Origin of the sequence: Sphingomonas sp. MJ1 (PH-R8) (assembly GCF_048058635.1) — a bacterium.
In the GTDB taxonomy this organism is placed as follows: domain Bacteria; phylum Pseudomonadota; class Alphaproteobacteria; order Sphingomonadales; family Sphingomonadaceae; genus Sphingomonas.
In genome coordinates, this window is the sequence record NZ_JBBEFX010000009.1 from 19,237 (window position 1) to 31,610 (window position 12,374).

Below are 12,374 nucleotides of genomic sequence, written 5' to 3' on the forward strand. Positions count from 1 at the left end.
GTGACCAAGACCCTCACGCTCGAAGGCGCCCGCATCCGCGACGTCGCCTCCTTCTACACAGAGGTGAACCGCGTCCTCATGGCCGGAGAGGACTGGACGCTGGGCGAAAGCCTCGACGCGTTCGAGGACCTGCTGCACGGCGGCTATGGCGCGATCGCGGGCCGGGAACCCGTGCGGCTCGTCTGGAAGGACCTGGAGGCGAGCCGATCGGCGCTCGGGCCAGAGGCCACCGCCGCCCACCTGCGCGCAAAGCTCCAGCGGCCGGACCTCTTCGACGTGGCCCGGATCCGCCGCCAGCTCGACGCGATCGAGCGCGGCGAGGGGCCGACCTACTTCGACACCATCCTCCACATCCTCGCCGACCATCCCAACATCGAACTGGTCGCCGCCTAGCCGCGCCGCGCTAGTCGAAGTGCTCCATCCCGTCCCCGGACACGGTGACCCAGCCGTGCTTGCGGTCTTCCCACACCGAGTACTGCGGGGGCGGAAAACCGGGATCGGCAAAGGCGCCCACCGCAACTGCCGTCAGCCCCGGCATGCCCTCGCTCGCATAGACCAAAGTCGCGCCACAGGTGGGGCAGAAGCGAAAGCGCGCCACCGCGCCGCTGTCGCCCTGCTGGGCCCAGGTCCGGAACTCGCCGGCAAGCGCCACCTGTGCGTCGGGCCAGCGCGCCTGCACGGCAAAGGCGCTGCCGCTGCGCTTCTGGCACTCCAGGCAATGGCACACCGACACCCGCACCGGCTCGCCCGTGCAGGTCGCCCGCAATTGTCCGCACCGGCAGCTTGCAACCCGAACCCGCATCCCGCCCTCCCAGGCAAAGGGGGCGTTGGCGCACCAAGCAGGAGCGGCCGCCCGTTCTCGCCTGGCAGGCTACGCCGTTCGCGCGCCCCTCGCCAGCATCGCGAGCCCCTAGCCGAATACAGGAAGCGGCCTGTTCCTGCGGGTGCCAGTCTGGCGAACCCTAGGCTTTCTTCATCGCGCGCGGATCCCGGCAGAGGATCGTCGTCCCCTTCATTTCGACTTCGGCGCGCTCGCCGGGCAAGGCCTCGATTTCGGCCTTCCCCTTCCCGGTGGATACGGTGAGGATCATCGGGCCTTCGATCCGGCAGAGAAAGTTCTTCTTCTGTTGTTCGCAGGCCTTTTGCAGGCGCGCATAGTCCTCGACCGTTGCGCTGTCCCCAGCCGGCTGCATGCCGAAGGAGATCAGGGTACTGCCGCCGAACAACACCGTCTTCAGCCCTGCCAGCGTGTTGACGCGCCATTCCCCAGTGGTCTGCCCCTGCCGTCCCTTCTCGATCGGGGCCATGCCGAGTTGCGGCGCAAGCCGCTCGCAGAAGCTGGCCTCCTGGGCGGCAGCAGGCGCGCCCGCAATGAGGAAGAAGCCCGCGGCGATGGGATGAAGCTTCAAAGTCCTTGCCCCCCGGAAGGATGAATGTGGAGAATCCAGCGCTAGGCGGGGAGCGTGACACTTCGATGAAGCCGGTAGTTCCTTCCTTTGAGTGGCGCATCGCGCGCCCGGAGCATTGCGGTTCTGATTGCGCGCGCGGCAATGCGTGCGAATATCCGCCAGCCCGGCACAGTGCGGCCGGCTCCGGAAGTCTGGAGATCCCATGGCTGACTCGTTTCCGCACGGCACGGTCCACGACGCGCCCGAGGATCTTCAGGCCGCCGTGCAAGCAAGCACCGACCTGTCGTCGCGCTGGCAGGAGCTGACGCCCCTTGGCCGCAACGAGTTCATCTGCTGGGTCATCGACGCGAAGCAGGCAGCGACGCGTCAACGCCGCCTGCAGCGGATGTGCGAGGAGCTGCTGGCCGGCAAGAAGCGGCCCTGCTGCTGGGCAGGGTGCACGCACCGGACCGACAAGGCGCCAGGGCGGTGGCAGCAGGCAGTCCTGGTCGAGGGGCGCCGCAAACGGGGCGGTTAGCTGATCGCAGGCCCACGCCGCTGGTGAGATCCGCGGGGCCGCGACCCGACACGTCCTGCGCTCAGACCCGGCCGCTCCTTCAACGGCAGGGGTCAAGCGCCGGATGCGTCCGCCAGCCCCGGCTCAGGGCGCCGTCGCGGTACGGATGCCGCGGCCGGGCACCACGTCCTGCGACGCCGTCACCGTGCCCGACATGGACGATTCGAAATTCTCGGCCGGCAGCGGCGGCGCGGAAAGCGGGTCGTAGGGGTCGTTGTTGATCGACACCAGCGCGCCCATCTCGGTCGCCGCGAACAGCTTCTTGGCGAAGGCAGACGGCAGCCGGACGCAGCCGTGCGAGGCCGGGCGGCCCGGGATGTTGCCCGCGTGCAGCGCGATGCCGTCCCAGGTCAGCCGCTGCATGAACGGCATGGGTGCGTCGTCATACAAGTTGGATTTGTGCATCACCTTCTTCTGAAGGATCTCGAACTCGCCGGTGGGCGTTTCATGGCCAGGCTTGCCCGTGGAAACGGTGGACACGCCGATCAGGGTGCTGCCGCGGAAGACATAGGCCCGCTGCAACGGGATGCTCACGGTCACCGTCACCGGTTCCGAAGCATCGCCGCTGTCCTTCCAAACAAACTGGCCCGGCTTCAGCGCCTGGCTGGACGCAATGTCGAATTGCGCGATGGCTTCCTGCGCAAAAGCGGGAGCCGCCGGCAGGCAAAGAGCGAGCGCCCCGGCCGCCAGCCAGGCGCGACAATTGCGAATGTTCATTACGCACCTCAACATCATCGTCATGCGGGTGGGGGGAAGTGCGACCCATCCGCTTCACATCTTTCTAAACGTAGGTAAGTCTATTTTGTGCCATTGACAGGCGAGAAAGAATCTGCCGCCTGCACAACGGAACCTTTCTCAACCCGCCAACCCCGCGATCCTGCGATGAGCCGCGGCAGGGCTGCGGCAGAGCGCGTGCGCGAGTAGGAACGGTTTGGATTTCTTGGCTAAAAGGGTGCCGGGCAGCGCGATGCGGTGTCCAGAGCGGGCTTCAGGGCAGGACATCCACGTGCACAACATCGTCGAAACGGCGCCCTCGCGCCGCGCATTCCTCACCTCGGGTCTCACGGTCGCGGGCGCCGTGGTCGCATCCGGCGCCTTCGCCTCGCCGGTCCGTGCGGCCGTGCCGGCGGCCCCCGTCGCCCCGCTCACTTCGCCGCGCATGGTGCGCCCGGCGCTGTTCCGCCGTGCGGTCGCTGCACTCCAGGCGCATGGCGGCCGCGTCGCCAATCGTGATCGCATCGCCATTGCCGATTTCGCCGCATCCTCGTCGGTGCCGCGCTTCCACCTCGTCGACCTCATCAGCGGCCAGACGACGACGCTGCTGGTGGCCCATGGCAGCGGCTCGGATCCCGCGCACAGCGGCTATCTGCAGCGCTTCTCCAACCTCAACGGCTCCAACGCCTCGTGCGAAGGCGCTTTCCTCGCCTCCGACTATTATGTCGGCAAGCATGGCAAGTCGCAGCGGCTGATCGGGCTCGATCCAACCAACAACAATGCGCTCGATCGCGCGATCGTGATCCACGGCGCCTGGTATTCCAACGCCTCGATGCTGCGCACCCACGGCAAGCTCGGCCGCAGCCAGGGCTGCTTCGCGGTCGGCGAAAGCGAGCTGGCGCAGGTGTTCGGCCACCTCGGCAACGGCCGCATGCTCTACGCCGCCAAGGTCTGACGGCACGCCCGGGCCACACGCCCGGGCTGTCCTACACGCGCGGACGTCGCCACAGTCCTCCCCGCATCGGGGGAGGACTGCCATGGCCGATCACGCGCACCGCGTCCGGACGCCTTTCAACCGACACCGCGACTCCGCCCGGACAGGTATCGCGCGCGCTTTCGGCCTCCACCGTGTTCCTGCGCAGGCAGGAACCCAAGGCCCGGCAGAGCAACGGTCCCCCTTCGCACGCACACCAAGGGATCGGCCGCGCCTGGGATCACCCACCTCCAGCAGCATCGTCGCGACGACGATCCACGCTCGCACCAGCCGTTCTTGGCCTAACCTTAGCCTAACCTTCCGCAGTGCAGCACGCCGCGCGGCAGGCCCCGGACACCGGTGCGACACGCGTTCGTGGACGGACTCCCGACGCACTTTCCGCCTTGCGGCGGCTCTCCCGGGCACGCTACCGCGCGCCCTTCCTCACGTCCGGCGGAGAACGCGCATGCACTGGTCGCTCGAAGGTTTCGATCTGGATCGCTTCGTCCGCGAGACGCTTGCCGAGGATCTGGGGGAGGGGGGCGACATCACCTCCGCCGCCGTGATCCCCGCGGACGCGCGCTTCGCCGGGGTCATGGACAGTCGCGACGCGATCACCGTCGCGGGCCTCCCGATCGCGGAAGCCTTCTTCCGCGCGCTCGACCCGCAGGTGGAGATCGAGGCGCTGGTGCAGGACGGCGATCGCGCCGCCGCCGGCTCGCACCTGCTGCGCCTGCGCGGCAACGCCCGCGCGCTGCTGACGGCCGAGCGCTCGGCGCTCAACACCGTGCAGCATCTCTCCGGCATCGCCACGCTCACCGCTACTTGCGTCGACGCGATCCGCGGCACCGGCGCCACGCTGCTCGACACACGCAAGACGCTGCCGGGCCTGCGCCGGCTGGAGAAATACGCCACCCGCATGGGCGGTGCGACCAACCACCGCATGGGCCTGTGGGACTCGGCGATGATCAAGGACAACCATGTCGCGGTGGCGGGTGGCGTCGAGGCCGCGGCGCGCCGGGCGGCGGAGGCCGGCATCGCCTCGATCATCGTGGAGGTCGACCGGCTCGACCAGATCGCGCCCGCGCTTGCCGGCGGCGCCACCCACCTCCTTCTCGACAACATGGACCCGCCGACCTTGCGCGCCGCGGTGGCGGAGGTCGCCGGACGCGTGCCCACCGAGGCCTCGGGCGGCGTCCGGCTCGACACCATCGCCGCGATCGCCGCGACCGGCGTCACCTATGTCTCGGTCGGCCGGCTCACCCAGTCGGCGCCGGCCGCCGATATCGGGCTCGACTTCACCGCCCTCTAATTCGCTTGCCCAAAGGGGCGGGTCGGCTAGGTTCGGCGCTGTTTACAGGGGGAGAAACACCATGCGTCCCAAGTCCATTCAACGCTTCGACATCTTCTATCTGGGCGCGCTGGCGCTCGGCCTCATCAGCACGGCCATCGGCTGGAACGCCACCATGGAGCGGATGCAGGCGGACCCCGCAACCGCCGCCATCGCCACGCCGGTCATGCTGGGCAGCGTGATCGTCGGCTTCGGCATCTCGCTGCTGCTGTGGTTCTTCACCTCGCGCATGCGCAGCAACATCGCCCGGTGGATCATCGTGATCTTCTTCGTGATCGGCGTGATCTCGCTGCTGTTCACCCTCCTGAACGGCGCCTATCCGGGCGGCGTCCCCGGCATCCTCAGCATCCTCTCGACCGCGCTTCAGGCCGCCGCCGTCGTCATGCTGTTCAAGCCGGACGCCGTCGCCTGGTTCAAGGGGCAGCCGACCGGCCCTGCGGAAACGCCGTTCGAATGATCCGCCTCTGGCACAAGGCGGCGATGCTCCTCGCCGCCGCGCTTCCCGGCACCGCCCTGGCACAAAGCACCCAGTGCAGCGTGCCGGCGGCGCTGCCGCGGCCGCATGCCGACCTGCCGACGCCCAAGCAGCCGCGCCGGGTGATCCCGATCGGCAGCTATACGCTCGCGCTCACCTGGTCGCCGCAATATTGCCGCGGCAAGCGGGCGGGCGACGACAGCTTCCAGTGCGGCCAGGGCAACCGCTTCGGCTTCACCCTGCACGGCCTCTGGCCGGACGGGGAGGGGAAGACGTGGCCGCAATATTGCAAGCCCGTTGCGCTGCTGCCGCAGGCGGTGGTGCGCAAGAACCTGTGCGCGACGCCCTCGGTGCAGCTGCTCCAGCATGAATATGCCAGGCACGGCAGCTGCATGGGGGTGACGCCCGCGGCCTATTTTGCGCGCTCCAACGCGCTCTACGGTCGGCTGCGCTTCCCGGACATGGACGCGCTTTCGCGCCGCTCGCGCCTCACCGCCGGCCAGCTCGCGCAGGCGATCGCCCGCGCGAACCCCGGCATCGCCGCCAACATGATGCGGATCACCGCCACCCGCGACGGCTGGCTGGACGAGGTCTGGCTGTGTCTGGACAAGCGGCTGCGCTACCGCGCCTGCCCGGCGCACCAGGGCGGCGTCACCGCCAACGCTCCGCTCAAGATCTGGCGGGGCGGCCGGTAACGGCCAAGCGCCCCGCGCGCGGTCACGGGTTGTCGATCGTGGCCGTGCCGGGGTGGTGCTTGTCCAGGTGGCGCTTGATGATGCGCAGGTTGCGGGTGTTCGACCGGAACAGCAGGTCGGGCACCGCTCCCACCACCGGGATCAGGCCCACCGCCCAGTCAACGCCGACATTGCCGGCCATGCGCGCCATCTGGAGCTTGGACATGCCCAGGTTGCGGGCCTCCCAGATCATGTAGCTGCCCATCGCGGCACCGATGAAGCTGCCGCCCACCGGCAGCAGGTTGAACAGGAAGTCGAGGCCCACCGGCACCTTGACGCCCGGGATCACGAAGCTGCGCTCCAGCAGCCGCTCCAGGGCCACCAGCCGCTTGCGCACGGCAGCGGCGTCGCGGCCCAGGGGCACGACTTCGGCCAGGCGGTCGAACGCTTCGGGCGGGATGCGGGAGGTGCGGTTCATGGATCTTAGCTGGGGTCGCTGCGCAGGTGATTCAACGGGTGCCACGCGCGCGGGTTCGGCGTCCAGGCGCGCAGCCGCGGCGACACCAGCGACCACCGCAGTGGCAGGGCGATCGGCACGAAGCTCGCGTCCGCCGCCAGCGCCGCGTCCCCGTCCGCCAGCAGCCGCCCGCGTGTCTCCGCGTCCGGCGCATCGGCGGCGCTGTCGATGATCGAGCGGATCATCGGGTCGCAGGCGACACAGGCGTTGTCGAGGTACCAGCGGCCCGAATCGAGCGGCGCGACCTTGTCGACCAGGCGCAGGTCCGCGTCCGGTGCATCGATCGCCACTCGCTCCACGGGCAGGCCGATGGCGCGCAGCGACCGGGCGATGCCGCGCCACAGCAGGTTGCCGCCGGGTCCCTGCGGCAGTGCGATCCGGAGCGGCGCCATGTCCGGATGGTCCGCCAGCCAGATTGCGACCCGCGCACGCGCCTGCCCGATGGTGTCCTCCGTCGGCGTGGCGGGCCAGGGGAACTCGGCAGGGGCGGCGGCGGAGTCGAGCTGCGCCGGAAGCAGCGTGGTGGCAGGCGCCCATTCCTCGCGCACCTCCGCCGCAATGGCGCCCCGGTCGAGCGCGCCCGCCAGCGCGGCCCGGTTGGCGGTTTCGGACAGGAAGCCTTGCCGCCGTGCGACGGCCAGTCCGAACAGCCCCACCGCCGGATCGACGCGGATGCTCTCCCGCGCGACCTCCGCGACGGCCAGCAACGGCCAGTCGTCCACGCCCCCGCCCAGCACCAGATCGAGGTCGCCCCGCGTAAAGCGCAGGACCGCGCGCGCTGCCCGGTCCCCGCGCAGCTCGATCCTCTCGGCGGGGCTGGGCGGCGTGTCGGCATCCTCGTCGTCCAGTCCGCGGATCGGCCGCAGTTGTTGCGCGCCGCGCACCGGCTGGCCGAGCTCGAACGGTCCCGTCCCTCGCAGGCCGCGTGCCTGGAAGATGGCAAGCTCCGGCTGGGCGAGAAGCTTCAGGAACTCCGGCTGCGGCCGGCGCAGGCGGATCTCGACCACCTCCGGCGTCATTTCGACGATCTCGTCGACCAGCCGCAAGGCGCCGGCCAGGGGCTTATGGTGCGCGGGGCGGACCGCCCGCTTGAGCGTTGCCACGACCTCGCTCGCGGTGACGCGGTTGCCGTCCGGCCACCGCGCGTCACCCAGGCGAAAGATATAGCTCTGGCCCTCGTCGATCACGATCCAGCGCTCGGCAAGCGCGGGCTCGACCTGCCCGGTGGCATCGAAGCGGACGAGGCCCTGTGCCGTCGCGCCCATCAGCACGCGCTCGGCGGGGGAGAGCTCCGTACGCGAAGGATCGGCCACCCGAGCCGTTCCGCCCACGACGCTGACCGCCACCGCCGTATCGTCGGGCCGGCGGTCGCAGCCGCCAAGCGCCAGCGCAGCCGCGGCGAGCAGCAGCGGGAAGCGGGCGTGCGAGAAGGGGAAGGGCGCCATGGCCCCTTCCTGCCATCGAAGGCGGCGGAGCGCCACATGGTGGTGCGGACGGCGGGACTCGAACCCGCACTCCTGTTCGGAAGCCGATTTTAAGTCGGCTGCGTCTACCGGTTTCGCCACGTCCGCGTCGCGGCACGGGAACCGCAAGGCTGCACCCGCGTCAAGCGCGGCGTTGCGCCAAGGCGGAACGTCACACGTTCAGGCGCGCGCGCATTTCCTTGCCGGGTTTGAAATAGGGGACGCGCTTGGCATCCACTTCGACGGTTTCGCCGGTGCGCGGGTTGCGACCGGTCCGGGCATCGCGTGCGCGGGTAGAGAAGGCGCCGAAGCCGCGCAGCTCGACGCGACCGTCCGCCTTCAACTGTTCGACGATGCTGTCGAAGAAAACGGTGACGATCCGTTCCACGTCGCGCGCGGAGAGGCCGGGGTTCTCGGCGGCCAGGCGCTGTACGAGTTCAGATCGGATCATGTCGGCCTCATCCATCCCACCACGCATTGGCGGAAGCGGTCATTACGCAGGGGAACCGAACAGCTAATTCGGCAGGAGCCGAACTGCAACACAAGTTAAGGCATTTGCCGCGGCGGGAAGCAACTTCCCGCCGCGGCGCAATGCTTAGCGGCCTTCGCCGCGGGCCTTGAGGGCCTCACCCAGGATGTCGCCCAGCGACGCGCCCGAGTCGGACGAGCCATACTGTGCAACTGCCTGCTTCTCTTCGGCGATCTGCATCGCCTTGACCGAGAAGGTCGGCTTCTTGGAGCGGTCGAAGCCCGACACCATCGCGTCGAACTTCTGGCCGACCTGGAAGCGCTCCGGACGCTGCTCGTCGCGGTCGCGGCCGAGGTCGGTGCGCTTGATGAAGCCGGTCGCGCCGTCTTCGCCAGCCTGCACTTCGAGGCCCGCGTCGCGGACTTCAAGCACGGTGACGGTGATGATCGCACCCTTGTTGAGACGGTCGCCCGTGGTGGCAACGCCCACCGCCGGCGCGCCGCGCTCGAGCTGCTTCATGCCAAGCGAGATACGCTCCTTGTCCGGCTCCACTGCGAGCACGACGGCCTGAACCATCTCGCCCTTGCGGTGCAGGTTGAGCGCGTCCTCGCCCGAGATGCCCCAGGCGATGTCCGACATGTGGACCATGCCGTCGACGTCGCCGTCCAGGCCAACGAACAGACCGAACTCGGTCGCGTTCTTGACTTCGCCTTCGACAGTCGAGCCGACCGGGTGCTGCTCGGCGAAACGCTCCCACGGGTTCGCCTGGGCCTGCTTGAGCCCGAGCGAGATGCGGCGCTTTTCCTGATCGACCTCGAGGACGATGACTTCGACTTCCTGCGAGGTCGAGACGATCTTGCCCGGGTGGACGTTCTTCTTGGTCCAGCTCATCTCGGAGACGTGGACGAGGCCCTCAATGCCCGGCTCCAGCTCGACGAACGCACCATATTCGGTGATGTTGGTCACGCGGCCAGCCAGCTTGGCGCCGACCGGATACTTGACCGACGCGCCATCCCACGGATCGCTCTCGAGCTGCTTCATGCCGAGCGAGATGCGCTGCGTGTCGCGGTTGATGCGGATGATCTGCACGCGCACCGTGTCGCCGATGTTCAGCATCTCGGACGGGTGGCCGACGCGCTTGTAGCTGAGGTCGGTGACGTGCAGCAGGCCGTCGATGCCGCCCAGGTCGACGAACGCACCGTAATCGGTGATGTTCTTGACGACGCCGTCGATCACCTGGCCCTCGTGCAGCGACTGGATCAGGCCCGAACGCTGCTCGGCGCGGGTCTCTTCCAGCACCGCGCGGCGCGAGACGACGATGTTGCCGCGCTTGCGGTCCATCTTGAGGATCTGGAAGGGCTGCGGGATATCCATCAGCGGCGTGACGTCGCGCACCGGACGGATATCGACCTGCGAGCCCGGCAGGAAGGCCACGGCGCCCGAGAGGTCGACCGTGAAGCCGCCCTTGACGCGGCCGAAGATGACACCCTCGACGCGAGCCGACTTGGCGAACTCGGTTTCCAGCTTGTCCCAGGCGGCTTCGCGGCGGGCGCGGTCGCGGCTGAGCATCGCTTCGCCGTTCGCGTTCTCGACGCGGTCGACATAGACTTCGACTTCGTCGCCGACCTTCAGGTCTGCCTTCTGGCCCGGCGCTGCGAACTCGCGCAGCGGCACGCGGCCTTCCGACTTGAGGCCCACGTCGATGACGGCGAGGTCGTTCTCGATGCCGGTGACGGTCCCGATGACCACGCGGCCTTCGAAGCTGTCGGCCTGACCCAGGGTCTGGTCAAGCATCGCCGCGAAATCGTCGCGGCTCGGGTTTGCCAAAGAGGCCATTAGAGTTCCTGGTTCCTGTACGTTTTTCCGGCCGGCCGGTTGGTTCCGGCGGTCTTTGACCGGTGTCGCCGCGGCGGCCGAATGCCGGTCGCGGCATTCGTCGGACGCTTGCTGCAAAGGCCTGCAATTTCATGCGAAAAAGGGCGCGTGAGGAATCGCCTCCGCGCCGGCCCCGCGAGCAATCGCTCGTCGAACCCCGCACGCATAGCCCGAATGCAAGCAATTCGCAAGCTTGAGGGGGCGGCCGGACCGGTGCCCCCGATCAGGCGGCGACGCGTGCGTCCACCAGTTCCACCGCGCGCTGAACGGCGGCCTCGATCGACAGGAAGCTGGTGTCGAGCGGGGCGGCGTCCGCGGCCATCATCATCGGCGCATTGGCACGCCCGGCATCCCGCTCGTCGCGCGCGCGGATGTCGGCCAGAACCTTGTCGTAGGTGACGGGCGAGCCCTGCTTCTGAAGCTCCAGGTGGCGACGGCGTGCGCGGATGGCAGGCGTCGCCTTCACGAACAGCTTGGCGTGGGCGTCGGGGGCGATCACCGTCCCGATGTCGCGGCCGTCGAGGACGGCGCCGCCCGGTTGCGCCGCGAAGCGCCGCTGGCGTTGGAGCAGCGCGGCGCGCACCAGCGCATGCGCGGAGACGACCGACGCGATCTGGCCGACCTCGTCGCTCCGCAGCCACGGATCCTCGAGCAGCCGATCCTCGAAGCCGCAGGCGGCGATCGCATCGGCTTCGCGCTCGGGCGTGAGCTTGTCGCGGAGCACGGTTGCGGCGACGGCACGATAGAGCAGCCCGGTGTCGAGATGGGGCAGGTTGTAGTGGCGGGAAAGTGCCCGGGCGATGGTGCCCTTACCCGACGCGGCGGGTCCGTCGACTGCAATGATCATAGGCGACCCCTTGCCGCAACCGGAGCGGTCGTCAAGCGGCCGGGCGCGGTGGGCCGCAGATCTGCCTCGCCTCGAAGCATCCGTCGTTGCTGGGCGGGCGGCAGGCGGCGGTTTTTGACAGCGCCCTTGCGCTATGGCAAGGCGCGCGCCACTTCTCGGGCACCAGTCCCGATACCCAAAATCCCACACCGAAAGGCAAGAGCGGCACATGGTGAAGCCGGAATGGGGCACGAAGCGGACGTGCCCGAAATGCGCGACGCGCTTCTATGACCTGGGCAAGGAAGATCCCGTCACCTGCATCGAATGCGGCGTGACCTGGAATCCGGAGCCTATCCTGAAGTCCAAGCAGCCGCTTCCCTTCGAAGCTGCCAAGCCCATCAGCGAGAAGGAGGCGGACAAGGACGCCGATCTCGGTGACGAGGATCTGGACATCGACGGTGAGGATGAGCCCTCGGCCGACGACGACGTCGATCTCGGCGGCGACGACGATCTGGGCGTGAACACCCAGGACGAAGACGAGGAAAACTGATCCTCGCGCCGGCCTAGGCCGGCAAAAACGAAAAAGGTGCGGCAAGCGTCGAAAAGGCGCTTGCCAAACCAAAAGGGCCCGCTTAGAGGGCGCCTTCCCCGGACACGGGGTTCCCGGAGCCGCTTCGGAAACGAACGGCAAAAACGGCGTGGGGCCGTAGCTCAGCTGGGAGAGCGTCGCAATGGCATTGCGAAGGTCAGGGGTTCGATCCCCCTCGGCTCCACCATTCTAAGTACTTGATCGGTCTAAAGTTCTCTCGGGACCCTCCGCCCGTGTGGTTGCGGTTTGTTCCAATTGGCGGATCGCACACGGATCGCAGGGCGACATGTTCGGGTAACGTTCCGATCCTCTGGCCGGTTACCCGCCGCGCCTCCGGGCGCCGAGAACCGCGGATTGGTCCGCTGACAGCGAACGCTATGTAGCGATCTCCTAACGGCTTTGCTGGGGGAAATCGGAACGGCCGCTTTGCAGCGTTCAGCTGAGGATAGCGGACCTTCGTTAGAGTTACTTGGCGCGGTGGCT

At 68.4% G+C, this 12,374-nt stretch carries 15 protein-coding genes and 2 tRNA genes; 8 read left to right on the forward strand and 9 right to left on the reverse strand.

The genetic code is table 11. The features are described 5' to 3' along the window. Nucleotides 1-393: a barstar family protein gene (locus VPH46_RS09320; protein WP_416610695.1), complete on the forward strand. Its 393-nt coding sequence runs from the start codon at nucleotides 1-3 to the stop codon at nucleotides 391-393. Between the two features lie 10 nt (nucleotides 394-403). Here VPH46_RS09320 and VPH46_RS09325 read toward each other — a convergent pair whose 3' ends face one another. Together VPH46_RS09325 and VPH46_RS09330 are read right to left on the reverse strand one after the other, a co-directional pair. Further along, the gene (locus tag VPH46_RS09325; RefSeq protein WP_416610697.1) at nucleotides 404-766 is read right to left on the reverse strand and encodes a GFA family protein; all 363 of its coding nucleotides are present in this window, start codon (nucleotides 764-766) and stop codon (nucleotides 404-406) included. 196 nt (nucleotides 767-962) lie between these two features. Then, nucleotides 963-1,307, reverse strand: a complete 345-nt coding sequence (locus VPH46_RS09330) for a hypothetical protein (RefSeq protein ID WP_416610698.1) — start codon at nucleotides 1,305-1,307, stop codon at nucleotides 963-965. A 304-nt stretch (nucleotides 1,308-1,611) separates the two neighbouring features. On the opposite strand from VPH46_RS09330, the gene VPH46_RS09335 reads away from it, so the two are divergent. Continuing rightward, nucleotides 1,612-1,926, forward strand: coding sequence for a YdeI/OmpD-associated family protein (locus VPH46_RS09335; protein ID WP_416610700.1), 315 nt, complete (start codon nucleotides 1,612-1,614; stop codon nucleotides 1,924-1,926). A 123-nt stretch (nucleotides 1,927-2,049) separates the two neighbouring features. Here VPH46_RS09335 and VPH46_RS09340 read toward each other — a convergent pair whose 3' ends face one another. After that, complete coding sequence (locus VPH46_RS09340; protein ID WP_239434671.1) at nucleotides 2,050-2,682, reverse strand: L,D-transpeptidase family protein; 633 nt, start codon at nucleotides 2,680-2,682, stop codon at nucleotides 2,050-2,052. Nucleotides 2,683-2,971: 289 nt separating this feature from the next. Between VPH46_RS09340 and VPH46_RS09345 the strand changes: the two genes are divergently transcribed. The 4 genes from VPH46_RS09345 to VPH46_RS09360 all read left to right on the forward strand — a co-directional run bounded on the left by VPH46_RS09345 (nucleotide 2,972) and on the right by VPH46_RS09360 (nucleotide 6,173). Continuing rightward, complete coding sequence (locus tag VPH46_RS09345) at nucleotides 2,972-3,634, forward strand: murein L,D-transpeptidase catalytic domain family protein (protein ID WP_241212053.1); 663 nt, start codon at nucleotides 2,972-2,974, stop codon at nucleotides 3,632-3,634. A 484-nt stretch (nucleotides 3,635-4,118) separates the two neighbouring features. Further along, entirely contained in the window at nucleotides 4,119-4,964 is an 846-nt protein-coding gene (gene nadC / locus VPH46_RS09350) for a carboxylating nicotinate-nucleotide diphosphorylase (protein ID WP_416610703.1), read from the forward strand. 61 nt (nucleotides 4,965-5,025) lie between these two features. Continuing rightward, entirely contained in the window at nucleotides 5,026-5,460 is a 435-nt protein-coding gene (locus VPH46_RS09355; RefSeq protein ID WP_416610705.1) for a hypothetical protein, read from the forward strand. Next, a complete protein-coding gene (locus VPH46_RS09360) occupies nucleotides 5,457-6,173 on the forward strand; it encodes a ribonuclease T2 family protein (RefSeq protein WP_416610706.1) in 717 nt (238 codons plus the stop codon). The genes VPH46_RS09355 and VPH46_RS09360 overlap by 4 nt, the downstream gene beginning before the upstream one ends. A 22-nt stretch (nucleotides 6,174-6,195) precedes the next feature. Here the strand turns inward: VPH46_RS09360 and VPH46_RS09365 are convergent, their stop codons facing one another. The 6 genes from VPH46_RS09365 to VPH46_RS09390 all read right to left on the reverse strand — a co-directional run bounded on the left by VPH46_RS09365 (nucleotide 6,196) and on the right by VPH46_RS09390 (nucleotide 11,323). Beyond that, a complete protein-coding gene (locus VPH46_RS09365) occupies nucleotides 6,196-6,630 on the reverse strand; it encodes a DUF4112 domain-containing protein (RefSeq protein ID WP_317892298.1) in 435 nt (144 codons plus the stop codon). Nucleotides 6,631-6,635: 5 nt separating this feature from the next. Beyond that, nucleotides 6,636-8,114, reverse strand: a complete 1,479-nt coding sequence (locus VPH46_RS09370) for an ABC transporter substrate-binding protein (RefSeq protein ID WP_416610709.1) — start codon at nucleotides 8,112-8,114, stop codon at nucleotides 6,636-6,638. A gap of 40 nt (nucleotides 8,115-8,154) precedes the next feature. Beyond that, nucleotides 8,155-8,240, reverse strand: a tRNA-Leu gene (locus VPH46_RS09375). 64 nt (nucleotides 8,241-8,304) lie between these two features. Next, nucleotides 8,305-8,583 (reverse strand): integration host factor subunit beta, encoded by a 279-nt coding sequence (locus tag VPH46_RS09380; protein ID WP_416610711.1) that lies wholly within the window; start codon nucleotides 8,581-8,583, stop codon nucleotides 8,305-8,307. Nucleotides 8,584-8,727: 144 nt separating this feature from the next. Further along, a complete protein-coding gene (rpsA, locus tag VPH46_RS09385) occupies nucleotides 8,728-10,437 on the reverse strand; it encodes a 30S ribosomal protein S1 (RefSeq protein ID WP_125962415.1) in 1,710 nt (569 codons plus the stop codon). 262 nt (nucleotides 10,438-10,699) lie between these two features. Further along, nucleotides 10,700-11,323: a (d)CMP kinase gene (locus VPH46_RS09390; RefSeq protein ID WP_125962414.1), complete on the reverse strand. Its 624-nt coding sequence runs from the start codon at nucleotides 11,321-11,323 to the stop codon at nucleotides 10,700-10,702. 208 nt (nucleotides 11,324-11,531) lie between these two features. Here VPH46_RS09390 and VPH46_RS09395 point away from each other — a divergent pair, with 208 nt between their 5' ends. Both VPH46_RS09395 and VPH46_RS09400 read left to right on the forward strand, forming a co-directional pair. Then, complete coding sequence (locus tag VPH46_RS09395; RefSeq protein ID WP_125962413.1) at nucleotides 11,532-11,852, forward strand: FYDLN acid domain-containing protein; 321 nt, start codon at nucleotides 11,532-11,534, stop codon at nucleotides 11,850-11,852. Between the two features lie 150 nt (nucleotides 11,853-12,002). Next, a tRNA-Ala gene (locus tag VPH46_RS09400) sits at nucleotides 12,003-12,078 on the forward strand. Nucleotides 12,079-12,374 lie beyond the last annotated feature (296 nt).

What these genes read in the sequence shown, in the direction of transcription:
- VPH46_RS09330 (WP_416610698.1), bottom strand. Translation starts at nt 1,307, where the DNA reads ATGGCCCCGATCGAGAAGGGACGGCAGGGGCAGACCACTGGGGAATGG.
- VPH46_RS09335 (WP_416610700.1), top strand. Translation starts at nt 1,612, where the DNA reads ATGGCTGACTCGTTTCCGCACGGCACGGTCCACGACGCGCCCGAGGAT.
- VPH46_RS09340 (WP_239434671.1), bottom strand. Translation starts at nt 2,682, where the DNA reads ATGAACATTCGCAATTGTCGCGCCTGGCTGGCGGCCGGGGCGCTCGCT.
- nadC (WP_416610703.1), top strand. Translation starts at nt 4,119, where the DNA reads ATGCACTGGTCGCTCGAAGGTTTCGATCTGGATCGCTTCGTCCGCGAG.
- VPH46_RS09355 (WP_416610705.1), top strand. Translation starts at nt 5,026, where the DNA reads ATGCGTCCCAAGTCCATTCAACGCTTCGACATCTTCTATCTGGGCGCG.
- VPH46_RS09360 (WP_416610706.1), top strand. Translation starts at nt 5,457, where the DNA reads ATGATCCGCCTCTGGCACAAGGCGGCGATGCTCCTCGCCGCCGCGCTT.
- VPH46_RS09365 (WP_317892298.1), bottom strand. Translation starts at nt 6,630, where the DNA reads ATGAACCGCACCTCCCGCATCCCGCCCGAAGCGTTCGACCGCCTGGCC.
- VPH46_RS09370 (WP_416610709.1), bottom strand. Translation starts at nt 8,114, where the DNA reads ATGGCGCCCTTCCCCTTCTCGCACGCCCGCTTCCCGCTGCTGCTCGCC.
- VPH46_RS09380 (WP_416610711.1), bottom strand. Translation starts at nt 8,583, where the DNA reads ATGATCCGATCTGAACTCGTACAGCGCCTGGCCGCCGAGAACCCCGGC.
- rpsA (WP_125962415.1), bottom strand. Translation starts at nt 10,437, where the DNA reads ATGGCCTCTTTGGCAAACCCGAGCCGCGACGATTTCGCGGCGATGCTT.
- VPH46_RS09390 (WP_125962414.1), bottom strand. Translation starts at nt 11,323, where the DNA reads ATGATCATTGCAGTCGACGGACCCGCCGCGTCGGGTAAGGGCACCATC.
- VPH46_RS09395 (WP_125962413.1), top strand. Translation starts at nt 11,532, where the DNA reads ATGGTGAAGCCGGAATGGGGCACGAAGCGGACGTGCCCGAAATGCGCG.